General features: G+C 67.0%; 24 protein-coding genes. 15 read left to right on the top strand and 9 right to left on the bottom strand.

Going from position 1 to position 22,983, the window contains the following annotated elements; all coding sequences use genetic code 11:
- The first annotated feature begins 225 nt into the window (after window positions 1-225).
- Entirely contained in the window at window positions 226-1,053 is an 828-nt protein-coding gene (locus AB4Z47_RS24760; protein ID WP_441954043.1) for a phosphatidate cytidylyltransferase, read from the top strand.
- A 6-nt stretch (window positions 1,054-1,059) separates the two neighbouring features.
- Here AB4Z47_RS24760 and AB4Z47_RS24755 read toward each other — a convergent pair whose 3' ends face one another.
- Window positions 1,060-1,410 (bottom strand): LapA family protein, encoded by a 351-nt coding sequence (locus tag AB4Z47_RS24755; RefSeq protein WP_441954027.1) that lies wholly within the window; start codon window positions 1,408-1,410, stop codon window positions 1,060-1,062.
- Between the two features lie 118 nt (window positions 1,411-1,528).
- On the opposite strand from AB4Z47_RS24755, the gene rlmN reads away from it, so the two are divergent.
- Complete coding sequence (gene rlmN, locus AB4Z47_RS24750) at window positions 1,529-2,638, top strand: 23S rRNA (adenine(2503)-C(2))-methyltransferase RlmN (protein ID WP_441954025.1); 1,110 nt, start codon at window positions 1,529-1,531, stop codon at window positions 2,636-2,638.
- Window positions 2,639-2,923: 285 nt separating this feature from the next.
- Here the strand turns inward: rlmN and AB4Z47_RS24745 are convergent, their stop codons facing one another.
- Window positions 2,924-3,412 carry a MaoC family dehydratase gene (locus AB4Z47_RS24745; RefSeq protein WP_441954023.1) on the bottom strand — a complete coding sequence of 163 codons (489 nt, stop codon included), beginning with the start codon at window positions 3,410-3,412 and terminating at the stop codon, window positions 2,924-2,926.
- Window positions 3,413-3,561: 149 nt separating this feature from the next.
- On the opposite strand from AB4Z47_RS24745, the gene AB4Z47_RS24740 reads away from it, so the two are divergent.
- Window positions 3,562-4,401 carry an NmrA/HSCARG family protein gene (locus AB4Z47_RS24740; RefSeq protein ID WP_441954021.1) on the top strand — a complete coding sequence of 280 codons (840 nt, stop codon included), beginning with the start codon at window positions 3,562-3,564 and terminating at the stop codon, window positions 4,399-4,401.
- 317 nt (window positions 4,402-4,718) lie between these two features.
- Here AB4Z47_RS24740 and AB4Z47_RS24735 read toward each other — a convergent pair whose 3' ends face one another.
- Window positions 4,719-5,132: a DUF5997 family protein gene (locus AB4Z47_RS24735; RefSeq protein WP_441954019.1), complete on the bottom strand. Its 414-nt coding sequence runs from the start codon at window positions 5,130-5,132 to the stop codon at window positions 4,719-4,721.
- Window positions 5,133-5,334: 202 nt separating this feature from the next.
- Here AB4Z47_RS24735 and AB4Z47_RS24730 point away from each other — a divergent pair, with 202 nt between their 5' ends.
- A complete protein-coding gene (locus AB4Z47_RS24730) occupies window positions 5,335-6,255 on the top strand; it encodes a LysR family transcriptional regulator (protein WP_441954017.1) in 921 nt (306 codons plus the stop codon).
- 328 nt (window positions 6,256-6,583) lie between these two features.
- Here AB4Z47_RS24730 and AB4Z47_RS24725 read toward each other — a convergent pair whose 3' ends face one another.
- Both AB4Z47_RS24725 and AB4Z47_RS24720 read right to left on the bottom strand, forming a co-directional pair.
- A complete protein-coding gene (locus AB4Z47_RS24725; protein ID WP_441954015.1) occupies window positions 6,584-6,898 on the bottom strand; it encodes a hypothetical protein in 315 nt (104 codons plus the stop codon).
- A 138-nt stretch (window positions 6,899-7,036) separates the two neighbouring features.
- The gene (locus AB4Z47_RS24720; protein ID WP_441954013.1) at window positions 7,037-7,306 is read right to left on the bottom strand and encodes a DUF2631 domain-containing protein; all 270 of its coding nucleotides are present in this window, start codon (window positions 7,304-7,306) and stop codon (window positions 7,037-7,039) included.
- 145 nt (window positions 7,307-7,451) lie between these two features.
- Between AB4Z47_RS24720 and dxr the strand changes: the two genes are divergently transcribed.
- From dxr to AB4Z47_RS24695, 5 genes are all read left to right on the top strand, one after another.
- Entirely contained in the window at window positions 7,452-8,591 is a 1,140-nt protein-coding gene (gene dxr, locus AB4Z47_RS24715) for a 1-deoxy-D-xylulose-5-phosphate reductoisomerase (protein ID WP_441954011.1), read from the top strand.
- A 187-nt stretch (window positions 8,592-8,778) separates the two neighbouring features.
- Entirely contained in the window at window positions 8,779-9,981 is a 1,203-nt protein-coding gene (locus AB4Z47_RS24710) for a M50 family metallopeptidase (RefSeq protein WP_441954009.1), read from the top strand.
- Between the two features lie 139 nt (window positions 9,982-10,120).
- Window positions 10,121-11,278, top strand: coding sequence for a flavodoxin-dependent (E)-4-hydroxy-3-methylbut-2-enyl-diphosphate synthase (gene ispG, locus AB4Z47_RS24705; protein WP_441954007.1), 1,158 nt, complete (start codon window positions 10,121-10,123; stop codon window positions 11,276-11,278).
- A 67-nt stretch (window positions 11,279-11,345) separates the two neighbouring features.
- On the top strand, window positions 11,346-12,209 hold the full coding sequence (locus tag AB4Z47_RS24700; RefSeq protein ID WP_441954005.1) for a GNAT family N-acetyltransferase: 864 nt from the start codon (window positions 11,346-11,348) through the stop codon (window positions 12,207-12,209).
- A gap of 83 nt (window positions 12,210-12,292) precedes the next feature.
- Entirely contained in the window at window positions 12,293-14,080 is a 1,788-nt protein-coding gene (locus AB4Z47_RS24695) for a penicillin-binding transpeptidase domain-containing protein (RefSeq protein WP_441954003.1), read from the top strand.
- Window positions 14,081-14,230: 150 nt separating this feature from the next.
- Here the strand turns inward: AB4Z47_RS24695 and AB4Z47_RS24690 are convergent, their stop codons facing one another.
- Window positions 14,231-15,022, bottom strand: coding sequence for an alpha/beta fold hydrolase (locus AB4Z47_RS24690; RefSeq protein WP_441954002.1), 792 nt, complete (start codon window positions 15,020-15,022; stop codon window positions 14,231-14,233).
- Between the two features lie 177 nt (window positions 15,023-15,199).
- On the opposite strand from AB4Z47_RS24690, the gene AB4Z47_RS24685 reads away from it, so the two are divergent.
- The 3 genes from AB4Z47_RS24685 (at window position 15,200) to AB4Z47_RS24675 (ending at window position 18,513) form a co-directional block, all read left to right on the top strand.
- Window positions 15,200-17,146, top strand: coding sequence for a hypothetical protein (locus AB4Z47_RS24685; protein ID WP_441954000.1), 1,947 nt, complete (start codon window positions 15,200-15,202; stop codon window positions 17,144-17,146).
- 42 nt (window positions 17,147-17,188) lie between these two features.
- Entirely contained in the window at window positions 17,189-17,869 is a 681-nt protein-coding gene (locus AB4Z47_RS24680; RefSeq protein ID WP_441953998.1) for a hypothetical protein, read from the top strand.
- A gap of 215 nt (window positions 17,870-18,084) precedes the next feature.
- Window positions 18,085-18,513, top strand: a complete 429-nt coding sequence (locus tag AB4Z47_RS24675) for a hypothetical protein (protein WP_441953996.1) — start codon at window positions 18,085-18,087, stop codon at window positions 18,511-18,513.
- 104 nt (window positions 18,514-18,617) lie between these two features.
- Here AB4Z47_RS24675 and AB4Z47_RS24670 read toward each other — a convergent pair whose 3' ends face one another.
- Complete coding sequence (locus AB4Z47_RS24670) at window positions 18,618-20,048, bottom strand: glycosyltransferase 87 family protein (protein ID WP_441953994.1); 1,431 nt, start codon at window positions 20,046-20,048, stop codon at window positions 18,618-18,620.
- 240 nt (window positions 20,049-20,288) lie between these two features.
- Between AB4Z47_RS24670 and msrB the strand changes: the two genes are divergently transcribed.
- The 3 genes from msrB (at window position 20,289) to AB4Z47_RS24655 (ending at window position 21,673) form a co-directional block, all read left to right on the top strand.
- The gene (msrB, locus tag AB4Z47_RS24665; protein WP_441953992.1) at window positions 20,289-20,744 is read left to right on the top strand and encodes a peptide-methionine (R)-S-oxide reductase MsrB; all 456 of its coding nucleotides are present in this window, start codon (window positions 20,289-20,291) and stop codon (window positions 20,742-20,744) included.
- The gene (gene msrA / locus AB4Z47_RS24660) at window positions 20,741-21,256 is read left to right on the top strand and encodes a peptide-methionine (S)-S-oxide reductase MsrA (protein WP_441953990.1); all 516 of its coding nucleotides are present in this window, start codon (window positions 20,741-20,743) and stop codon (window positions 21,254-21,256) included. Before msrB ends, msrA begins: the two co-directional genes overlap by 4 nt.
- A gap of 141 nt (window positions 21,257-21,397) precedes the next feature.
- Window positions 21,398-21,673, top strand: a complete 276-nt coding sequence (locus AB4Z47_RS24655; protein WP_441953988.1) for a YggT family protein — start codon at window positions 21,398-21,400, stop codon at window positions 21,671-21,673.
- A gap of 113 nt (window positions 21,674-21,786) precedes the next feature.
- Here AB4Z47_RS24655 and AB4Z47_RS24650 read toward each other — a convergent pair whose 3' ends face one another.
- Together AB4Z47_RS24650 and AB4Z47_RS24645 are read right to left on the bottom strand one after the other, a co-directional pair.
- The gene (locus AB4Z47_RS24650; RefSeq protein ID WP_441953986.1) at window positions 21,787-22,083 is read right to left on the bottom strand and encodes a hypothetical protein; all 297 of its coding nucleotides are present in this window, start codon (window positions 22,081-22,083) and stop codon (window positions 21,787-21,789) included.
- A 44-nt stretch (window positions 22,084-22,127) separates the two neighbouring features.
- Complete coding sequence (locus AB4Z47_RS24645) at window positions 22,128-22,967, bottom strand: hypothetical protein (protein ID WP_441953984.1); 840 nt, start codon at window positions 22,965-22,967, stop codon at window positions 22,128-22,130.
- Between the last annotated feature and the right edge of the window lie 16 nt (window positions 22,968-22,983).

The following is a 22,983-nucleotide window of genomic DNA, read 5'->3' as shown; positions in this document are numbered from 1 at the left end:
CGAGGGCCCGCCCGGGCGGGGGACGAACGGAACGACGAGTTGAGCGACGGGACAATCGTGGCCGAGAACGCCGCCGCGACCGGTGCGGCTGAGGAGCCGACGCCGGTGAACGGTACAGCCGATGCCGGGCAGGAGCATGCGAGCAATGCCGGCGCGTCCGAATCACTGGTCACGGCTTCCGATACCGACGCCCCGGCCTCCGCTTCCCACGCCGCCGACCGGCCGGTGCCGAGCGGTTCGCGCGCTGGCCGTAATCTGCCCGCCGCGCTGGCCGTCGGTTTCGGCCTCGGGCTCTCGCTGATCGCGATCCTGCTGTTCGTGCCGAAGGTATTCATCGGCGTTGCTGCGGCCGGTGTCGGCGTGGCGACCTGGGAGGTCGCCAAGCGGCTGCGTGAGGCCGATGTGCTGGTCCCGCGGATCCCGCTCATCCTCGGGGGCCAAGCGGTGTTCTGGCTCGGCTGGCCGTACGGCGCGAGCGGGGTCGCGGGGGCCTTCGCCGCCACCACGCTGATCTGCATGGTGTGGCGTCTGTTCGACCACGGCCTGCATACCGCGCCGCGAAACTTCTTGCGTGACACCGCTATTACGGTCTTCACGCTGGCCTGGATCCCGCTGCTCGCCTCGTTCGCCACCCTGCTGCTGCTCGAGCCGAACGGCAACCTGCGGGTACTGACCTTCATGATCCTGGTGGTCTGCTCCGACGTCGGCGGCTACGTGGCCGGTGTGCTGTTCGGCAGGCATCCGATGGTGCCATCGATCAGCCCGAAGAAGTCGTGGGAGGGTTTCTGCGGCTCCCTGTTGTTCAGTGTGATCGGCGGTCTGCTCACGGTGACGCTGCTGCTGGAAGCCAATTCCATGATCGGCGTTGTCCTCGGTGTCGGCCTGGTTGTCGTCGCCACCTGCGGCGATCTCATCGAGTCGCAGATCAAGCGCGAACTCGGTATCAAGGACATGGGCACCCTGCTGCCCGGCCACGGCGGCATCATGGACCGCCTCGACTCCATGTTGCCCTCGGCGTTCGTCTCCTGGCTGGTGCTGTCCACCCTGCTCTGAGTCCCGTCAGGCTTTCTTGGCGACGCGCCGCAACTGCAGGATGCGAGCGCCGCCGACCAGCGCCATCACCAGCGCTCCGCCGATCACCGACAACAGCACCGCGACGCCGAGCGGAAGCGAAAAGTGCCAGAAGAACAGGCTCACTTCGACCGTCTCGAGATTCTGCAGAATGAAGATCAGCAGCAATACCAGGATCAGCGCGCCCGCGATCAGAGCGGTCCAAGTGTGACCGGTGCGCGAGGACAGTGACTTGCTCGTCGTGGGCCGAAGAGCGGATTCAGTGACCGGCGGCGCGCCGGGCCGGTTGGGCGACACGTCCGGGTCCGGGTCCGGCGTGTGTTCAGCATGGGTGGACATATGTCGATCATTGCCGACCGCTATCACGCCCGCACGCGTTTCCCGCAACGAACCAGGCATGTCGGGCAATGCGGGCGAGTGCGCGGGCGGTTCGCGCGGATGGGAGAATGGACCGATTATGACCGTCTCCCTGCCCCTTGTGTTCGATGCTCCGCGCCGTGGCATGCCGCCGAGGCACTTCGCCGACCTCGATGCCGAGGGAAGGCGCGCGGCTGTCGAGGAGCTGGGCCTGCCGAAGTTTCGTGCCGATCAGATCGCCCGCCAGTACTTTGCACGGTTGCAGGCCGATCCGGAGCAGATGACCGATCTTCCCGCCGCCGTGCGGGACAAGATCGGTGCGGCGCTGTTCCCTCCGCTGCTGAGCGCAGTCAAGCACGTGGCGTGTGACGACGGCGAGACACGGAAGACGCTGTGGCGTGCGGGTGACGGCACGCTGCTGGAAAGCGTGCTCATGCGCTATCCCGACCGCGCGACGCTGTGCATCTCCAGCCAAGCGGGTTGCGGTATGGCCTGCCCGTTCTGCGCCACCGGACAGGGCGGCCTGAACCGCAACCTGTCCACCGCCGAGATCGTCGACCAGGTGCGGGCCGCGGCGGCTGCCCTGCGGGACGGGGAAGTATCGGGCGGCCCCGGCCGGCTCTCCAACATCGTCTTCATGGGTATGGGCGAACCGCTGGCCAACTACAAACGTGTGGTTGCCGCGGTGCGCCGGATCACCTCGCCCGCGCCCGACGGTCTCGGTATCTCTCAGCGCAACGTGGTGGTCTCTACCGTCGGGTTGGCCCCGGCCATCCGCAAGCTGGCCGATGAGGGTCTCTCGGTCACCCTGGCGGTCTCCCTGCACACCCCCGACGACGAACTGCGCGACACCCTCGTTCCGGTGAACAACCGCTGGCCGGTCGCCGAGGTTCTGGACGCGGCTCGCTACTACGCCGACCAGACCGGTCGCCGCATCTCGGTCGAGTACGCGCTGATCCGCGATATCAACGATCACCCGTGGCGCGCGGACCTGCTCGGCGAGAAGCTGCACAAGGCACTCGGTTCTCGGGTGCATGTCAACGTCATCCCGCTGAACCCCACCCCGGGCAGCAAGTGGGACGCCAGCCCGAAACCGGTTGAGCGTGAGTTCGTTCGGCGGGTGAACGCTCAGGGTGTGCCGTGCACGGTCCGTGATACCCGCGGCCAGGAGATCGCCGCCGCCTGCGGGCAATTGGCTGCCGAAGGCTGAGCGGATCATCTCCCGGCAACTGGTCGGACACAGCGAACAAGGCTGGGGCCGATCCTCTGGTCCGGCAGGTCGTCGGCACGGTGGGACGATGCCCGCCGGGTCGATCACGATCTGATCGGCGGTGCCTGGCAGCGTCCGGTCTACCCAACCGGCCGCCCGGCCGAGACCGTCGATCGGGCCGCCTACACGTTCATTCGAGGTCGTCAGTGCAGTGTGAGCGCCTGAGCATCCTGCACCGGATGTCGCCACGGCGCAGGCGGCGACCATGGGGATGGCCGAACGGAGTCAGGCGGATCGTCGGAGTAGATATGTGTGCTCTCCGGAGAGCACGAGTTCTGCGCGGTGGTTGTGTACCGTGACCGCGGCAGTGACCAGCCCGTTCTCGTCCTGCGGTGTGAGATCGGTGATCGCGATCTGTGAGTACAGCGTGTCTCCAGCGTGCACCTCGCGGTGGAAACTGCAGGAAAGGCCGGTGAACGCGATGAAGACCTCACCGATGACGTGTGGGAACAGAGTGGCGCCGGGCGCGGTGAACGCCAGCACTTGGAGTCCGTGCACCACCGGTGCACTGTGGCCGTGCGCGGTGGCCCACTGCGCGTCGTAGTGCACAGGATGGTTGTCCGCCGACACCGCTTGGAACGCCGAGGCGTGCGCATCGGTGACGGTTCGACTGGGTGCTCGGAACACCTCGCCGATCTCCAGTTGTTCGAAGGTCCTGGGCGCCACGATGGCATACGCGGAGGGATCGAAGGGCTTGTCGTCAGCTGTGGTCATCGCACGGTCCTTCGGTTGATTGTGTGGTGAAGATTCTCCGGTCATCGCCGAGCCCGCGCAGTACATCCGGAAAGCCGGTGCAGACTAGGAATGACAAGGGCGCAATCGTCGAAGGCCGAGCGGCAGAGCCCGGAGCAGGAGGTCCCGACGTGAACGGACGCTATGCGGTGCTGGGGTCCACCGGAGCGCAAGGCGGGGCGGTAGTCGCGGCGTTGACCGAAGCCGGCGCGTCGGTGCGGGGTATCACCCGTCATCGGCAGTCGTCGCGCGCGCAGCGGCTGGCACAATCGGGAGTCGAGGTCGTCGCGGCGGACCTGTCCGACATCGATGCCGTTGGACGCGCGTTCGACGGCGTCGACGCTGTGTTCGCGCTGACGACACCGTTCGAGGATGGACCGTCGGCCGAGCTGGACCAAGGAGCCACCATCATTGCGGCGGCCCGGCTGGCTCAGGTGCCCCATCTGGTCTTCTCGTCGGTCTCGGACGCCGACCGCCACACCGGCATACCGCATTTCGACAGCAAGGCCCGGGTCGAGGAGGCGCTCAGGGCTTCGGGAGTTCCGTACACCATCGTCGGACCGACGTACTTCTATGACAATCTGCTCGGCGACATCGAGCAGCTTCGGGCAGGCCGCATCGTGATGCCGATCCCCGCCGATATTCCCCTGCAACAGCTGTCGCGGCGAGATCTCGGCCGGTTCGTGGCGGTGATTCTCGGTGATCCGTTGCCGTTCCGTGGCGTGCGGATCGACATCGCGTCGGACGACCCCACTCCGCGGCAGATGGCGTCCGTCTTGAGCGGTGTCCTCGACCGCACTGTCGACGTGACGACCGTCGACCCCCATCAGATCTCGTCTCCAGACATGCGGGCGATGTTCGAATTCCTCTCCGGGACCGGCTACAGCGCCGACATCTCGCGTCTGAAGTCGCTCTACCCCGACGTCGGTTGGCAGACATTCGAGGACTGGGCGCACGACGCCCTCGGTTGATCGCTCGATCGCTGATGCCGAGTCAGTGAGTCGTGAGGGCGATCACCCTCTCAGGTGCGAGGAATCGATTGCCATGACGGTCATCGCGGCGCGCTCGTAGCCGAACCATTCGACGTCGGGGTTGATCGTGTGACCCGACGACGAGACCAGTCCCCCGAAGCGCCTGCACGCAGAACGACCACGCCTCGGTGCCCACGGGATCCGGTCGGAGTGCCCGCCGGCGGACGGCGAGTCGCCGCTCCAGACCGGTGCAGGCGGTGATCACCTCGGGCGGTCGAATGCCCGATTGCGTCGGCAGCGCGGAGGCGAGGCCCGCGCTAACCGCGGTTCTTCGCCGGGCGATTGGTGGCGGCGCGACGTTCGGCTTCCTTCGCCTTGATGCGCTCGTTCTCCGCGCGGACCGCGGCGTAGTTCTCTCGTTCGCGGATCAACCACTCTGGCGGGTCGGCGAGCAGCGCGCCGATCTCGTCGGCGGTCAGCGCGTCGGAGACCTGGGCGCGGGTCAGGCCTGCATTGGAGACGCCGAGCTTGCGGGCTACGACATCACGGGGGAAGGGGCCGGTGCGGCGCAGTTCGGTGAGCCACTCTGGGGGATCGTTGCGCAGCTCATCGAGCTGGGCGCGGGACATCGGCGCGTTGCGGAACTCCTCGGGCGCGGCCGGAAGGTAGATGCCGAGCTTGTTCGCCGCCGTGAGCGGCTTCATCATCTGCGGGTTCTTGTCCGGGCTCACTGGGACAGCTTAAAGGGCGCAGCCGGACGAATTCCGACCGCAGCCCTGCGCTGGGTGGCGCCAAGGTTCCAGGCAGCCGCATTTGTGCCGGGCCGAGGGAAGGCGAGGCAGCGGTGTATGTACCGGGCCGAGCGAACGCGAGGCAGCCGCGTATCCGGCGGCGCAGGCGGTCCCGACCAGGTGGTGGCATACGCTTCCATGAATGAGCCGGTTCGAGTCGATCGATGTCGTGCGCCTGCGCTGGTTCGTCGCCGTCGCGGAGGAATTGCACTTCGCGCGGGCGGCGAAGGGGCTGCGCATCTCGCGCCAGAAGCTGAGTCACACGGTGATCGACTTGGAAAACGAGTTCGGGACAAAACTTTTCGTGCCCGGCGCGCGGCCGACCCAGCTGACCGACGACGGGCGGGAGTTGCTGGAGCGAGCCCGGGAGGTCGTCGCGCGGGCCGAGTCGGCGGGCAATGACACGCCTCAGGTCCCGGCAGCCCTGCGGGTGGGCTTCGTACCCGGCGTCACCGTGTCCAAGTGGAGTCGGATTTGGGGTGAGCGGGTTCCGGATGTTCCGCTCGAGGTTATCGCACTTCCGCAGGCCGACCAGGAGGCCGCAGTGCGCGAGGGCCGCGTCGACATGTGCTTCGTCCGTCTGCCGATCGATCGGGCAGGTATGAGCGCCATTCCGCTCTACCGGGAGGTGCCGGTCGTCGTGGTGCAGAAGGACCATCCGCTCTCGGTGTTCGACGAAGTGAGCATGGCCGACCTCGTGGACGAACGCTTCCAGGACACCGCGGACGTCGACGCGGTGGGTAGCGCGCTGGAACTTGTCGCCGCGGCGGGCGGGGTGGCCATCGTGCCGCATTCGCTTGCCCGCCTGCACCATCGCCGCGATCTCGTCTACCGGACGATGACCGGCGTCCCGGACACGGAGATCGCCCTGGTCTGGCCCGCCGACCGCACGACCGACATGGTCGAGGAATTCGTCGGTGTCGTCCGTGGCAGATCCGAGCGCAGCTCGCGCGCCACGGCTCGGACGAAGAACGCCGAACCGCAGAAGAAGTCCTCGGCCAAGCGGACCGGCGGCCGTTCGAATCCCGCCGACAAGACGCCCGCCCGGCGACGCGGGCGTTAGTGGGATCCGTCGCCCGCCACGGACGGTGGTCGACGCCGAACCTTGAAGGAGTTCCCCACCCCGTCGCGCTCTTTTTCGCCACCGCCCCTGACCGGACGCGATTGCGCCACGCGTCTTCGACGCGATCAGCGCTGCCGCTGCCGGGCTGTTGCCACTACTGCCTCCGGCGGGCCGGCCGGGCCGGATCGTGCCACCCCTCGGCCGAGCTGCGCCTACGGAGATCGTTCGCCCGCCGGATTCTGTTCAGATCAGGCGAATCCTGTTCGTGTGCAATAGAACTCGAGCGCGAGGGCGCGAACCCGGCCGACGGGTCGGCGTCGACCGGCGATCAGCCCGCGCAGGACCGGTTGAACTCAGCGGTCGCCGCGTCCATATCGGTGACGTTTTCGTCGGTGAGTGCGTGGGCGTAAGCGTCGATGGCGTCCTTGTCCGAGCCCGTGGCGTCGATGGCCGCGAGCTTGGCGGTCAGAGACCGCTGCACGGCCGGGTCCAGGTTCCCGCCGGACTCGGCGATGGCCGCGTTGATAACGTCGGTGGCCGCGCTGCACGCTGTCGACTGGGCATGCGCGGGGCTTGCGGGCAGGAGCAGCAGGGAGCCGATGGCGCTCGCGGCGAGCACGGTGGCGGAGAAGGTCTTGGTCATTGCGTCCTCGGTGTCGTGGGAACAGAAACCGAGGTCCGCGCCCAGGCTGGGTCGCGGACCTCGGGCGACACGGTACCGGACGTAGCCGTCGGCACAGGACGAATGGAATTGTGCGAGAAGAATTTTCGTATCGTGGAACTAGCGCGGCTTGCGCCGCAGCAGCGAGTCACGAATCAGGATGCCCGCGATCAGGGCGGCAAAGCCGACCAGGAACAGGTCCTCGATCCTGCCCTTGTGGTTGCCGACCAGCATGGCGAGCAGGATCAGCGCGACGATCCAGCCCGCGATGCGGAAGGTGCGACGCGACTCGCCGCTCCAGCCCCAGGCGGCGGAGGGAACTTCGGCGGTGTCCACGTGAGTGATGATGCCCCGCTCGGTGTCGGCGTGTTCGAGTTCCGTGGCGGCCACGATCGCTCCTTAGCTGGTTCGGGTACCGCTGTTCCGGTACACACTCGATGAGCTACTGCCGCATATCGTGGCATACGACGGTGTGTCGTTGTAAGTCGACCTGCGCCCACGGAACGTGTTCGGGGCGGTAGGACAGAATGAAGGCGTGTCCGACATCGTGAGAGTCCTGCTCCTGGGCAGTACCGGCTCCATTGGTACCCAAGCGCTCGAGGTTATCGCCGCCGATCCCGACCGTTTCGAGGTGGTCGGCCTTGCCGCGCGCGGCGGCAACACAGCGCTGCTCGCCGCCCAGATCGCCGCTACCGGGACCCGCAATGTCGCCGTCGCCGATCCGACCGCCGCCCAGCGGCTGGACCTGCCGTTGGGCGGGCCGGGCGCGGTGACCGAGCTGGTGCGTCGCACTGAGGCGGACGTCGTGCTCAACGCCCTGGTCGGTTCGCTCGGGCTGGAGCCGACCCTGGCCACCCTGCAGTCGGGCACCCGCCTTGCGCTGGCCAACAAGGAATCGCTGGTCGCGGGCGGCTCTCTGGTCACTCGCGCCGCAGCCCCCGGCCAGATCGTTCCGGTCGACTCGGAGCATTCCGCGCTGGCGCAGTGCCTGCGCGGCGGTCGCGCCGAGGAGGTCGACCGGCTGGTGCTCACGGCCTCCGGCGGTCCTTTCCGCGGCTGGACCACGCAGATGCTGGAGTCGGTCGATCCCGCTGAGGCCAAAGCGCATCCGACCTGGTCGATGGGATTGATGAACACCTTGAACTCCGCCTCGCTGGTGAACAAAGGGCTCGAGCTGATCGAGACGCACCTGCTGTTCGGCATCCCCTATGACCGCATCGACGTCACCGTGCACCCGCAGTCGATCGTGCACTCGATGGTCACCTTCACCGACGGCTCCACACTGGCCCAAGCCAGCCCGCCGGACATGAAACTGCCCATAGCGCTGGCCCTCGGCTGGCCGGACCGGGTGCCCGGCGCCGCGGCGGCGTGCGACTTCGGCACCGCCGCCACCTGGACCTTCGAGCCGGTCGACAACGAGGTCTTCCCAGCCGTTGAGCTGGCCCGATGGGCGGGGCAGGCGGGCGGCAGCGTGACCGCGGTGTACAACGCCGCGAACGAGGTTGCGGTGCAGGCGTTCCTGGACGGCGCGATCCGCTTCCCCGACATCGTGCGAACGGTGGCGGCCGCGGTCGAGGCGGCCGAGCAGTGGCGCGCCGAGCCGAACTCGCTCGAGGAGGTCCTCGCCGCCGACACCTGGGCGCGCGAGTTCGCCGCCGCCCGCGTCCGCGCCTGAAGCGCACCGAGTCGGCCCGGGCGGGGTAGTCGAGACGATCGGACTCGCGTGGCGACCACGTCCTGGCACACTGGACACACAGGGTCGGTCGCTGTCCGGTTAGGGTGTTCTTGGTGCTCGCGGCCAGGAGCGGACGCGTGCGTGCGGGATATTCGAGCTGCGCAAACGCAGGAGGGCTGTAGAGCAAATGGTGTTCGCGTTGGGATTCGTGCTGTTCGCGCTCGGCATCACACTATCGATCGCGCTGCACGAATGTGGGCACATGTGGACCGCTCAGGCGACGGGCATGAAGGTGCGGCGTTACTTCATCGGCTTCGGGCCGAAGGTGTTCTCGTTCCGGCGCGGTGAGACCGAGTACGGTCTCAAGGCACTTCCGCTCGGCGGCTTCTGCGACATCGTCGGCATGACGGCCCTCGACGAGCTGCGCCCCGAGGAACTCGACCGCGCCATGTACCGCCAGGCCACCTGGAAGCGGCTCGTGGTCATGTCCGGTGGCATCGCGATGAACTTCGTACTCGGCTTCATCCTGGTGGTCGTGCTCGCGGTCGGCTGGGGGCTGCCGAGCTTGCAACAGCCGCCCGCCACCGCACTGGGCACTATGAGCTGCGTGCCGCAGCAGAATCCGGATGGTTCGACCCAGACGTGTACCGGCACCGGCCCGGCGCAGCGCGCCGGATTGCAGCGTGGCGACGTCGTCAAGGAAGTCAACGGCGTCAAGGTGGATACCTGGAAGGAGTTCCAGGCCGAAACCCAGAAGCAGAGCGGTCCGTTCAGTTACGTTGTCGAACGCGACGGCCGGACCCTCACCATTCCGGTCACCCCGGAGCGGGTCATGCGCTACCCGGAAGGCGGCGGCGCGGGCCGCGAGGTCGGCGCGGTCGGCGTCGGCTCGGAGTACTACGACCCGGTCAAGTACAACGTCTTCGCCGCGATTCCGGCGGCGGGCGGGTTCACCGGCGAGATGTTCGTCCGCACGTTCCAGTCGCTGGCCCAGATGCCGGAGAAGGTGTCAGCGCTGTGGACTGCGGTGACCGGCGGCGAGCGTGACCCCGAGACCCCGGTCAGCGTGTACGGCGCGAGCAAGATCGGCGGCGAGACCGCGGAGCGCGGGCTGTGGGGCGTGTTCATTCTGGTGCTGGCCAGCTTGAACTTCTTCCTCGGTGCGTTCAACATTCTCCCGCTGCTTCCGCTCGACGGCGGGCACATCGCCGTGGTGCTCTACGAGAAGATCCGCAACACTGTCCGCGGCTGGAAGGGACTGGCGCCCGGTGCACCGGTGGACTACCTGAAGTTACTGCCGGTGACGTACGTCGCCGTGGTGATCGGCGGTGCCTACATGGTGCTCACCCTGGTGGCCGACATCGTCAATCCCATCCGCTTGTTCCCCTGAGTTCGCCCGCACGAGGTAGCCTGTCGCGGGCATCGGGGACAGCGCGTTGTCATGGGCGTCACAGGGTGGCCGTCTGTCGCGCGGCTAAGCTCGAAAGGCGAACGGCCCGGAATGAACGTAGGAAAGTAGGCAGCCGAAGGTGACCAGCACAATCGGATTGGGTATGCCAACCGCACCCGCGGCCGTTCTCGCTCCCCGGCGCAGGACTCGCCAGCTGATGGTGGGCAAGGTCGGTGTGGGCAGTGATCATCCGATCTCAGTCCAGTCGATGACCACGACCAAAACGCATGATGTGAATGCGACCCTGCAGCAGATCGCGGAGTTGACCGCGTCGGGGTGCGACATCGTGCGGGTGGCCTGCCCGCGTCAGGAGGACGCGGACGCGCTGGCGACGATCGCCCGCAAGTCGCAGATTCCGGTGATCGCCGACATTCATTTCCAGCCGCGCTACATCTTCTCGGCGATCGACGCCGGGTGTGCCGCGGTGCGCGTGAACCCAGGCAACATCAAGGAGTTCGACGGTCGGGTCAAGGAGGTCGCCAAGGCGGCCGGCGCGGCGGGGATTCCGATCCGCATCGGTGTGAACGCTGGTTCGCTGGACAAGCGGATGCTGGAGAAGTACGGAAAAGCGACGCCGGAGGCGCTGGTGGAGTCGGCGCTGTGGGAGGCGAGCCTGTTCGAGGAGCACGGGTTCGGCGACATCAAGATCTCGGTCAAGCACAACGACCCGGTGATCATGGTGGAGGCCTATCGGCAGCTGGCGGCCAGATCGGACTACCCGCTGCACTTGGGCGTCACCGAAGCGGGTCCGGCGTTCCAGGGCACGATCAAGTCCGCGGTGGCGTTCGGTGCTCTCCTGTCGGAGGGGATCGGCGACACGATCCGGGTGTCGTTGTCGGCACCGCCTGCCGAGGAGGTCAAGGTCGGCGGGCAGATCCTGCAGTCGCTGAACCTGCGTCCGCGCAAGCTGGAGATCGTGTCGTGTCCGTCCTGTGGGCGTGCGCAGGTCGACGTGTACACGCTGGCCAACGAGGTGACCGCCGGTCTGGAGGGCATGGAGGTTCCGTTGCGGGTGGCTGTCATGGGCTGCGTCGTGAACGGACCGGGTGAGGCGCGTGAGGCCGACCTCGGTGTGGCCTCCGGCAACGGCAAGGGCCAGATCTTCGTCAAGGGACAGGTCATCAAAACCGTCCCGGAGGCGCAGATCGTCGAAACCCTCATCGAAGAGGCGATGCGTATCGCCGAGGAGTTCGGCGAGGACGCGGGCGCCGGCGAACCGGTCGTCACCGTCGGCTGAACCCCCGCCTACCTGGGCCTTCGACATAGCCATACCGCATCACGGCGGATCGTGGCAGGCTGTCATCGTGCGGAGTCTGCTGGAGCCGACGCGACGGGCCAAATACGCCCCGGCGCGCCAGCTCGCGAAACGGGACCTGGCACAGGTCTTGCGTGTGCTGGATGCCGATCCGGTGGCCTCGTGCATGGTCGCCGCCCGGTTGCAGGAGTTCGGCTTGGACACCCGTTGTGGCCAGGGCGAACTGTGGAGCCGGGGCGGTCCCTCGGAATCGCTGTGCTTCTCGGGTGCGAACCTGGTACCGCTGCTCGGCGACCGTGGCGCGCTGCGTGCGTTCGCCGACCGGGCGATCCGCTGGCCCCGGATATGTTCCTCGGTGGTGGGCCGCAGGGAGCTGGCACTGCCGCTGTGGGAAATGCTGGCCGACCGCTGGGGTCCGGAACGCGAGCTGCGCGGGGAACAGCCGCTGCTCGCCCTCGCGCAACCGCCGCTGGTCACGCCCGATTCGGAGGTCCGCCGGGTGCGCCCCGACGAACTCGACCGCTATCTCTCGGCCGCGATCGCGATGTTCATCGAGGAGGTCGGTGTCGATCCCAGGGCGGGCGACGGTGGCCGCGGCTACCGTCGGCGGATTCAGAGCCTGATCGAATCCGGCCGAGCTTGGGCGCGCTTCGAGGACGGCGAGGTGGTCTTCAAGGCCGAGGTCGGCTCCCTGTCCCGGCGCACCGGCCAGATCCAAGGGGTCTGGGTGCATCCGGAGCATCGCGGGAAGGGCTGTGGCACCGCGGGCACCGCGTCGATCGCGAACGCGGTCGTCGCCTCCGGCCGCACCGCGAGCCTGTATGTGAACGACTACAACGAGGTCGCCCGCCGCGCCTACAGTCGGGTCGGTTTCCGGCAGATCGCGACCTTCGCCACCATCCTGGTCGACTGAGCACGGCCGGGGTGACGTTCGACCGTCCGAATTCCGGAGTGCCGCAGACATTTGCCCGACAGTGGCTATTACCATCGGTGCCGATGTCGACTCGGATTTTCGTCTCGCTCACCGTCGTGGCGCTTGCGGTCGCCGCGGCCGGTTGCGCGAGCGAGTCGCAAGGGCCCGTCCCCGCCGCCGACGCATTCGTCGCGGCGTTCGCCGCTCACGATGTGGACGCCGCTGCCGAGTTCACCAATCTGCCGGAAAAGGCAAGCGGCGCACTGCGTTCCGCGTGGGACAAGCTGCAGGCCGAACAGCTCACCGCGCACACCGGCGCGGCGCGCGTGAGCGGCGACACCGCCACCGTCGACTACACCTACGAGTGGCGGCTGCCCAAGAACCGGACCTGGAAATACACCGGGCAGTTGCAGATGGGCCGCAACGACGGACGCTGGATGGTCCGCTGGAACTCCTCTGATATCCATCCCAAACTCGGCGCCACCCAAACCTTGGCGTTGCGGTCCACCCCGGCGCCCCGTGCCAGGGTCAACGAGCAGTCCGGCAGCGACGTACTGGTTCCCGGCAAAGTATCCCGGGTCGCCTTCACCGCCGCGGAGGCCACCGACGCCGCCGCGGTGGCCACCTCATTGGCCGCCGCGCTGAACCGATTCGACAAGTCGCTGACGCCCGGGTCGATCCTCGCCGCGGCGAAGGCCGGCACCGGCGCGTACACCGTCGCGCTGCTCAACGAGAACGAATCCGGCCAGGTGGGCAAGGATCTCATCGGGCTGCCCGGCGTCACGCTGACCCAGCAGTGGGACCTGGTCGCCACCGACCGCGATTTCGCACCCGACCTGCTCTCCCACGTGCGTAAGACGGCGATCGCGGAGGTGGACGGCAAGGCAGGGTGGAGCGTGGTCACCATGAACGCCAACGGCGTCGACACCGACGTGCTCACCGAGGTGCCGGCCCAGCCCGCGCCGTCATTCTCGCTGAGCATCGACCGCAACGTGCAGAACGCCGCGCAGCGTGCCGTGGAACCGCGCACCGAGCAGACCATGATGGTGGTGTTGCGCCCTTCCACCGGCGCGATTCTGGCGATTGCGCAGAACAAGGCCGCCGACCGGGACGGCCCGATCGCGACGATCGGCCAGTACCCGCCCGGTTCAGTGTTCAAGACGGTGACCGCCGCCGCCGCGATATCGAACGGCCTCGCCACGCCGGACACGGTGCTGCCGTGCCCGAGCCGGATCATCATCGGCGAGCGGACCATTCCCAACTACAACCTGTTCACCGTCGGCGACGTGCCGATGGCCAGAGCCTATGAACGCTCCTGCAACACCTCGTTCGCCAAGCTCGCCAGCGAGCTTCCTGGCTCTGCGCTGCACGATACCGCCGCGAAACTGGGTGTGGGGCCTCGTTATTCGGTCGTCGGGCTGCCGGCGGTGTCGGGCTCGGTCCCACCTGCCGACGGTCTGATCCAGCGGACCGAGGACGGTATCGGCCAAGGCAAGGTGGTGGTCAGTCCATTCGGCATGGCGCTGATGGTGGCGACCGTCGCGCACGGCTCGGCGCCGGTGCCCTATCTGATCGCGGGGCGTCCCACCGAGATCGACGGTGACCGTCCTGCCCTCGCCCCCGAGGTGGTCGACGGGCTGCGCGCGATGATGCGTCTGGTGGTTACCGGTGGCACGGCCGAGCGAATCGCCGATCAGGGTGAGGTGTACGGCAAGACCGGCGAGGCCGAGGTCGAGGGTGGGTCGCATTCGTGGTTCGTCGGTTATCGCGGTGACATCGCGTTCGCGACGCTGCTGGTCAAAGGCGGCAGTTCCGACAATGCCGTCGCGGTCACCCGGGACATGATCGCGGCGTTGCCCGCGGGGTACTGACCGGTCCAGTTCCCGGGCCGATCATCCTGCCACTGCTGACGCGAATGGGCCCGCTCGCAATCACCATTTCACTCGCGTATGTTTCGCCCCGCTGCTGCGGCGGGGCGGGGTGCGCGGATGACGAGGGTGGGTTTCGTCGAGCACACGGCGCTATGCGAGCCCTGACCTGCCGAGGAATGCGCGCAGGTGTGGGTTGACGGCGCCTGCGTCGGTGAGGCTCAGGAAGTGCGCGCCGCCGTCGATGATCACCGGCGGTTCGGCGTTCGGCAGGGCCTCGGCCAGCTCGCGGGCCCGGTCGACGGGGTAGGCGGCGTCGGCCGAGCCGTGCAGGACCAGGGCCGGGCAGCGGATCTCCGCCGCGCGGTCGAGCACGCCGTCCCGCTCGACCAGCGGGGTGAGCACGCGGTCGATGTGCTCTCCGGACAGCCTCCGCCACTTGGCCTGCCACTCGGTCGGATCGTGCTGGCCCAGGCAGATCGTGGCGTTGAGGTCGAGCAGTTCCTGGGTCGCACCGTGTTCCCGCCATGCGGCGGCGGCCTGCCGGTAGCCGGCGGCAACCTCCGGATCCTCCGCGGTGCCCGAGGTGCCGAGCAGTGCGAGCGCGGCCACCCGGTCGGGCGCCAGCAGTGCCATTCGCTTGGCGATGAACCCGCCCTGGCTGGTGCCCACCACGGCGCACCGGGCCACCTCGAGCACGTCGAGCAGACCGAGCGCGTCGCGGGCCACGTCCCAGTAGGTGAACGGGTGGTCGGCGGGGGTGCCGCCGTGGCCGCGTTCGTCCATCGCGATCAGCCGGAACGTCCCGCCGAGCGACTCCACCTGTGGGGCGAACATGTCGGCGTCCATCAGGTAGCTGTGCAGGAGCAGCACCGCGGGCCCGGTGCCGCCGTGGTCGATGTAGCTCACCAGTTGACCGTCGTTGACCTTCGCCGTTGTTCGCATGGGCCATAGTCTTTCAGACCGGCGTCGTCTTCGGCAGTCTGTCGTCGTTTCAGAGACGCGCACATGCCGAGATGAGGTCATAGCGGCTGCATCGCCGACGACACGCGCCGGATCCTCCTCGGCGAGCGGTGGTTTATTCGCTCGAATGGCAGATGAACCGTGCCTAGCATTGCCAGGGTGGGACAGAACAACCCGACCCCGCCGGTCGTGCGAGGAACCGCCGCGATCGGGGTTGCGGTTGCGGGGATCGGCTACGCGGTGCGGTACGACAAGAAGTGGTCGTGGCTGACCTGGCCGAGCCCGGATGGGATCGTGGTCGCGCGGGCCTCGGACGGACCATGCCGCCCGCAGGCCTTGGCCGCGCGGCCAAGGCTTCCGCTGGATCTTGCCGGTGCGGACGGCGACGCGGTGGATGATGTGCTGACGCTGGTCACGCCGGGCTGGTGGGGGATCGAAGCACCCACCACAGTGCCGGCGCGGGTGGTGGTGCATCCGGTCCGGGACCACGCGGTCGTCGTTCCGGTCGGGAAGCCGGTTCTGGTCGACGCCCTCGACGACGATGGTCCGGGTCTTGCGGCTGATGTAGTCGAGTACTACACGGAGCAGATCCGCGCGGGGGCGCGTCCGGAAATCCTGGCGCTGGACGCTTCTCGGCCGGGCACACACCACGAGCTCGCCTTCGTCCTCGACGGCCATCATGCCCTCGCGGCGTACCAGGCTCTGAGACGAGAGCCCACGGTACGGATGCTGGCCTGCCGACCGCACTCCAGCACGCTGTGCTGGCACCCGGACGGGATTCGATCGCAGTCCGATGACGTGGGTGCGGCCGGAGCCCGGCGCGACTGCGCTTGCGCGGAGCGCGAGGAGGACTGGTGGGATTGTAGGTGTGACTATCCACTGGTGTTCGGCGTAGCCGAGTTCCGGGCCGCGCTGCGCGATCAACCACGGACCGCCCGACAGGCCCGGCCGCTGTTCGCGTCGGTCGCAGACAACGAGAAGACCTGGCCCGGCCAGCTCGTCGACGTGCCGGATGGGGTCGGCCTGATCCGCGTCGAAGGTTCCCGCTATCAGCCTCGTGCCAACAGGCTGTGGCTCGGGAGGCAACCAGCCTTCGCCGACGCCTACGTCAACCGGGGCACGCTGTGGCATCTGGTGGCGAGACTTGCCCCGGCTGAACGCCCGGACGGGATCGCCGCGCTCACCGACTGGCTTGCCGATCCCGTGATCGACCGTGACCACTCCGGCAATCCTTTCGTGTCCCGCGACCTTCTGGACCGGCTGGCGCCTTTGCTGCGGCTGCTCGCGCCGGGCCAGTACGAAGTGCAGGTCGGGGAGTCGGAGAGAGGTCGACTGGATTTCGGGGTCTTCCTCAGCGAACACGAGGGAGGCTGGCCGTGGCCGAGTGGAACCTGGGATATCCAGCACGTCGCCGGCCCTGGCGTCACACCGACCGACACTTGGCCACCACCGGACACCGACCGCGTCGCCTGGTACCGGGAACGTATTGCCGCAGGAGCGCAACCATTGATGGTGCTGCTGATGCCGGGGCCGGCGACCGCCGAGGGGCGATACATCCAGACCGACATGGGCTATCTTCTCGACGGCCATCACAAAGCCGCCGCCGAAGCTCGCTGGTTCATCAGGATTACCCCATGCTCGGACCACGAGTTCACCGAGGAGACGTTTCTCGCAGCCATCCGGCCGCACCTGAACTCCGATATCGAACCCCATCTGGAATTTCGGGGAGTCGGGTCGCTGTCCTCGGACTGGCGGTACCGCACCACCCATCCCGGTACCAGCCCTATCAACGCGGCGGAGTACTACACCCGCTACGGCGTCGAATACGGCAATCCCGCGGCGGATCGACCGCATCACATCACCGCGGACGCCCTTGTGCGCGAGCTCGCCGGTCGGCTCGACCGCCGGACGCGAAAGGAACTGCTCCGCATTGTGGAACAGCCAGCGGAATTCGAATCCCGGCTGCTGAAAGCCCTTGCCGGGCTGACGCTTACCGATGCGGAGTTCGCGATGCTGCTCGACCTGGTCCACGACCTCGACAACCCTCGACTCGCCGCACTCGCCCGTCGGTCGTCGATCGAAGGTTTCCCTCCCCGCGGGACGTAGTAGTCGCCGAAATCGTGTTGCTCGGGTGGCTAGATTGAGAACATGGCGCTGCGATACGAGCCCGACGTCTCGAAGGCCCACTGGTTCACCGAGCGTCGTGACCCTTGGACCCAACTTTGCGCGATGGGGCCCAGCGGGTTCGCGCGGTACGCCCGGCTGTTCCATCCGGCCGGACCCGATGAGGATCCCTCCGATCCTGATCCGGTAGAAAACCGCGAAGGAAACCTCGACCCCGAGGTGCTTCAGCGACTGTCGAGCATCCTTGCCGGGCACACCGGCACGCCGGATGATTGTTATTTCGGCCTATGGGACGGTTTCGGCGACATTTACGGCAGTTCGTCGGTTGCCGTGGCGTTCAGCGGGGACGAGTCCGCAGATCCCGAGTTCGCGCCCCTTGTCGCACCGGCCTTTCCGGCGGAGGTGCTGGCTGGGCCTCGTCTGCAAGTTCCGGCGCGAGACTACCTGCTGTTTCGTGGACTGCTCAGCGAGGCTGGGCAGTGGGGAGCTATCGATCTGGTTCCGGGGTGGCCACGACCGATCAACAGCCCGAACCTCATGTGGCCTGCGGATCGAGCGTGGTTTGTAGCGACCGAGATCGACCTGCCCTGGACCGGTATTGCGGGCAGTCCAGAACTCATCGAGGCATTGCGGGCCGACAAGTCACTCGACGTCGAGGAAGTCGAGCCGTCGAGCTCGCCGCGATACTGGCGTGACGAGGCCTGAGTATCCCTTCCGCATCGGGTTCCACGGGCGCCATTCCCCGCAGACTCAGAGGAGATGTCGGCTTTCGCCGCTGTCGTCTGCTCGAAGCTACCGCGTGCTGTGCGGGATCGGCTGGTGAAGGGCCGGTTGGGTAAATGATACGCATGTGTTTAGCATCTACACATGCTTACTGTACTGAGTACTGTCCGAGTCTCTTCGACCAGGCGAGTGAAGCCATGACCGGCGCCCAGCCGTTTTCTGAGGGCACTGTGCTCATGCCGTGGCAAGCCGGTCCCCGTCAAAGCATCTCCGGCTCGGTGTTCGTCAGCGTGACGGGCTTCCTGGCCGTCTCCGAGGAGGACGTGCAGCTCATCTACAAGACTGGGATGAAGCTGGGCCGGACCTGGCCGGTGATGCACGGCGCCGTCGGCCTGTGGCTGTGGGGTCGGCCCTCGGAGTTGCGCGGCGGCTCGATCTCGGTGTGGGAAACCGAGCAGGATATGCGGCGTTTCGTGCGATGGCCGGTGCACACCGACATCATGCGGAAGTGGCGCGGGCGGGTCGGTGTCGCCGCCGACGCATGGCAGCCCGCCCAGTTCGAGGTGGAGGAGGTGTGGGCACGGGCCCGCAACACGATCGAGCGGCCCCATCCCCGCGCCGGTTGACATCTCGTCGCGAACTCGGTTCTGCGCCTGCAGTTCTCGGCGCCCGCGCCGCGCTTATCGCGCTCCCCGAAGCCGCAGTGATACCTGACTGTGTCTCGGTACGCTCACTGCTCTGGGAGAACCTTGTCAGATCTCTGCGCGGATTCTTCGTCGACAACGGTCACTTCCCGGGTTCCGTTGATAGAACGTTGATCCGGACGCTCGGCCGAGCGTCCGGTAATGGCCGCCGAGAGACCACGCACGCTGGTGTCGATGCTGGGGAGTGCGAAGGCGCCGCGTGCCCGTTGTGCGGAGCGCCGCAGGTGTACGGCGGCGGCTCCGAACAGCGCGAGCGTCAGCCAGATGTAGGCGTTGCGGTAGAACACCTCGAGGTTGCTGTGCGAGCCATAGTCGAGGACAGTACCCACCGTGGGGCCGAAGAACGCCAGCACGCCACCCGATGTGACCACGACCGATGCCGCCAGTCCGATCCCTGCGACGACATCGCGGCGGCGCAATGCCAGGTCGGTCAGGCAGATCAGCAGTGGCGCGAGCCAAACCCAGTGATGCACCCAGCTGTATGGGGACACCGCGGTGGTGGTGAGTCCGCACAGCACCACCGCGGGTAGTTCGTGTCCGGTCAGTGAAAGCCGTCGCGCGAGGACCAGACAGGTCGTAGCGATGGCGAGCGCGCCTGCCAGCCAGAGCAATTGGTGACTGCCGTCCACGCTGACGGTCCGGGCGACCATGCCACGCAGTGACTCGTTCGACGGGTTCTCCGGAACGCCGACGCGAGTCGGGTCCGCGAACGCGCCGCTCCAGAATGTCAGCGAATCCTTGGGCATGGCCGCGAGGCCGATAAGCATGGTCGCGGCGAACGCTCCGATCGCCGTCGCGGCGGACCGGTATCGACCGGTGACAAGAAAGTAGATGACGAAGAAGGCGGGAGTCAGTTTGATTCCGGCGGCGATCCCGGTCAGCACACCCTTCCATCGCGAGGAGTCGGGGAGCGCCATGTCTGCCAGCACGAGCAGCAGCAGGAAGATATTGATCTGCCCGAAAGCCATGGTCTGCCGCACCGGCTCGCACCACAGCAGAAGTCCGGCGATCGACACGCCCGCCAGCGCCAGCCGCATGTCACGCCGGTAGCCGAGGATCGTCAATGCCGCCCAGGCCGACGCGGTCAGCATCGCGAAATTGCCGAACGCGCCTACGAAGGTGTATGGGTCGCCTTGGAGTTCACTCAGCTGCACGAACAGCAGCGCGGCGAACGGCGTGTATACGAATTCCCACACGCCGCGAGTGTTGCCGAGCAGCGGGGTGTCATAGACGGAAATGCCGTCGGCCACACGGTTCCCGGCGATCTGATACACGCTGAGATCCTTGAGGTGCATCATCACCTGCGGCATGTCGAGGACCTGCTTGACGTAGTACACACCGGCAGCCGTGCCCAGCACGAAGATCGCCCAGAATGCGACTGCTGGAATAGTGCGCTGCACTGGCGCAGTCCGTGCCGAGTACGGCACTATCGCTTTCGCGATCGTCGACAACGACACGCTCACTCCCAGCTATCGGCTGCAGATTCGCGTCCTCACGCTAGTGGCATCGGGGGCAAAATTTCCAACATGCATAGCGAGCACCGATTTGTCAGGTCCGTAGCAGTGTCGAAAACCGCTCGAGTCGCTATATCGCGCGGCCGGTCCGAGCGATTGATGACCGAAGTGTGACGCCTAGCGGAATGGGGACTTTTCGAGCCGGAGCGCGGGTTGTACGGGGGGCCTATATGAGGAGGTCATGTGGCTCAGGAATACAACCGGAATCCCGCGGCGGGCGCTGCCCTGTCGCCTGAGCAGTACCACGTCACCCAGGAGAACGGAACCGAGCGGCCGTTCACGGGCGAGTACTGGGACAATCACGAGCCGGGTATCTATGTGGATGTGGTGTCCGGTGAGCCGTTGTTCGCCTCGGTCGACAAGTTCGACAGTGGCACGGGGTGGCCGAGTTTCACCAAGCCGATCGATGCCGGAAATGTGGTCGAGAAGCGGGACCTCAGTCATCTGATGATCCGCACCGAGGTGCGTTCGGCGCAGGGTGACAGCCATCTCGGGCATCTGTTCACCGACGGGCCCCGTGCGGCGGGCGGCCTGCGGTACTGCATCAATTCGGCGGCGCTGCGGTTCATCGGCCTCGAGGACCTCGAGGCGGAAGGTTATGGGCAGTACAGGACTCTCTTCACGAAGGAGGACGCGTGACCGACACGCAGAGGGCGATTCTGGCCGGCGGATGCTTCTGGGGCATGGAGGACTTGATTCGTAGGCAGCCGGGGGTGCTGTCGACGCGGGTCGGTTACACCGGCGGGCGCAACGACCACCCGACGTATCGCAATCACCCGGGCCATGCGGAGGCCGTGGAGATCGTCTACGACCCAGCGGGGACGGACTACCGGGCGCTGTTGGAGTTCTTCTTCCAGATCCACGATCCGACGACGAAGGACCGCCAGGGCCACGACATCGGTACCAGCTACCGGTCGGCGATCTTCTATCTCGATAACGATCAGAAGCGTGTCGCGCTGGCCACCATCGTCGATGTCGAGGATTCGGGCCTGTGGCCCGGCAAGGTGGTCACCGAGGTGACCCCGGCGAGCGAGTTCTGGGAGGCCGAGCCCGAGCACCAGGACTACCTGCAGCGCTACCCCGACGGCTACACCTGCCACTTTCCACGGCCGGGTTGGAAGCTGCCGAAGCGGCAGACCGCCGCGCAGTAGGCGGGGCGGGCTCGTCGGCCCCACCGGGACCGGCCTGATCTGATAGTCGGCTGAGAACCTCGCGAAGGCGACACTTTCGGCCCGGTAGGCCGCGTTGATACGGGTAAGACGTCCAGCGCGACCATTACGAAGGAGCTCGTCATGAGCCTCATCGGAACCCTGCTCGGGTACATCTTGACAGCGTTCGTGTTGCTGCTGATCGCCCGGCTGGTGCTGGACTGGGTGGAGGTGCTGGCCACGGCTCCTCGGTGGGTGAGCCGGGCCCGTCCGTTGATTCGAGCCTGGACGGAGCCGGTGATCGCGCCGGTGCGGCGGGTGCTGCAGCCGGTGCGAGCAGGCGGGCTGTCGATCGATCTCGCGTTCACCGTGGTATTCGTCGTAGCGCTGATGCTGCGCTCGATCGCTTTCAGCCTGTAGTCACAGCCGCACGGGCCGGCGGCGCCGGTTCGGGACGTCCCACATGCCGCTGATCGTGGATTCGCGGAATGTTCGCACTCGTCCCGAACCGGCAGGTGCCCGGGTCGATTCGATCACCGAGGTGGGAGGCCGAATTCGGTTCGGGCCGCTGCCAGGAGAACATCGACTTCCGGGCCGAAGACCACGGCCGTCGCATGGAGAGCCGTCATCGCGGCGTCCCTGGCATCGGGTTCGGCTGCGCGGACGATCGTGGGTAGGGCGAAGGACGGCCGGTGGATCGGCCCCAGGTCGAAGGGATTCGGCGCCGATTCGCGCGGATCGGCTCGGGCGATGGATGCGACAAGCTCGGTTCCGCCCTCGTCCACCGGTCCGAAGTCCTCGTCGTGCAGACGGGCGAAAGCGGCCTCCATATCGTCGAAAGGTGGTGGTAGCGGTCGGTCTTTCCGCAGGGCTGTCAAAGCGGCTTGTACCCAAGGTCTTTCGGCAATCGCGGCTTTTTCGCAGGCCTGTGCCGCCGACCAGCGCGCCAAACGCCGCAGATCCTGCTCGCCCATCGCGGCGATCGCCTCGGCGAGGGCGCGGTCGTAGCCGGACAGTTCCTCGGCGCCGGAACAATCCCGCAGTTCAGGTATCGGATCTGCGCCCAGCGCTGTCGCTCGGCCGCGACGGCCTGCTCCCGGAACTCGGAAATGTGCAGGTGACGGGGGCCGTTCTCGTCGATGACCATGACCCATTCGGGCTCTTCGGATTCCGCCGAAACGGAGCGTTCGGGGATCGGAACATCCTCCGGCACACCGTATCCGGGCATATTCCACTGCACGGCCCGCAGTGGTTCACTGCCGCCAGATGGCCAGAGCCGGATCCGCCACACATCGCCAGGTTCGGTCGACCCGGGCCAGCCGTAGTTGACGAATCCACGGCCGCTGACCTCGATCAGATATCCGCCCTCCGGTACTGGGCAGTCCGCCGCACCGTCGACGGGCGAAGACAGATACAGCGTTCCCTCCGGGCCGACGCGCAGCCGCGACTCGCACACCTGCTGCCACTCGTCCCGATCCGACGGCGGGCGGGCACCCCACACCTGCACCGTCACCGGCATCCGGAAGTTGTTCTGGTGCGGGCTGAGCACCACCATGGCCAGGCCGTTCGAGGCAAAGGGATGCGCCGCCAGCGCACGGTCGAGGAGATCGGTTTCCTCATCCGGATCTCCCAAACCACCATCGATACAGAACTGTCCATAGTCCATGAACAGCTCCACCGTTTCTTCGCTGACCGGACCTGCCGCGGTGCTCATCGCGCCATCCTGACAC

The organism is Nocardia sp. 2TAF39 (assembly GCF_052114905.1).
Taxonomy (GTDB): Bacteria; Actinomycetota; Actinomycetes; order Mycobacteriales; family Mycobacteriaceae; genus Nocardia.
This window is presented reverse-complemented; position numbering and strand designations above follow the sequence as displayed.

Bases quoted from the DNA above. Each gene is read 5' to 3' on its own strand.
- AB4Z47_RS24690 (WP_441954002.1), bottom strand. From the start codon at position 15,022: ATGCGAACAACGGCGAAGGTCAACGACGGTCAACTGGTGAGCTACATC.
- AB4Z47_RS24675 (WP_441953996.1), top strand. From the start codon at position 18,085: ATGACCGGCGCCCAGCCGTTTTCTGAGGGCACTGTGCTCATGCCGTGG.
- AB4Z47_RS24725 (WP_441954015.1), bottom strand. From the start codon at position 6,898: ATGACCAAGACCTTCTCCGCCACCGTGCTCGCCGCGAGCGCCATCGGC.
- AB4Z47_RS24710 (WP_441954009.1), top strand. From the start codon at position 8,779: ATGGTGTTCGCGTTGGGATTCGTGCTGTTCGCGCTCGGCATCACACTA.
- AB4Z47_RS24695 (WP_441954003.1), top strand. From the start codon at position 12,293: ATGTCGACTCGGATTTTCGTCTCGCTCACCGTCGTGGCGCTTGCGGTC.
- AB4Z47_RS24730 (WP_441954017.1), top strand. From the start codon at position 5,335: ATGAGCCGGTTCGAGTCGATCGATGTCGTGCGCCTGCGCTGGTTCGTC.
- AB4Z47_RS24650 (WP_441953986.1), bottom strand. From the start codon at position 22,083: ATGGAGGCCGCTTTCGCCCGTCTGCACGACGAGGACTTCGGACCGGTG.
- AB4Z47_RS24745 (WP_441954023.1), bottom strand. From the start codon at position 3,412: ATGACCACAGCTGACGACAAGCCCTTCGATCCCTCCGCGTATGCCATC.
- AB4Z47_RS24755 (WP_441954027.1), bottom strand. From the start codon at position 1,410: ATGTCCACCCATGCTGAACACACGCCGGACCCGGACCCGGACGTGTCG.
- AB4Z47_RS24655 (WP_441953988.1), top strand. From the start codon at position 21,398: ATGAGCCTCATCGGAACCCTGCTCGGGTACATCTTGACAGCGTTCGTG.
- AB4Z47_RS24645 (WP_441953984.1), bottom strand. From the start codon at position 22,967: ATGAGCACCGCGGCAGGTCCGGTCAGCGAAGAAACGGTGGAGCTGTTC.
- rlmN (WP_441954025.1), top strand. From the start codon at position 1,529: ATGACCGTCTCCCTGCCCCTTGTGTTCGATGCTCCGCGCCGTGGCATG.
- AB4Z47_RS24680 (WP_441953998.1), top strand. From the start codon at position 17,189: ATGGCGCTGCGATACGAGCCCGACGTCTCGAAGGCCCACTGGTTCACC.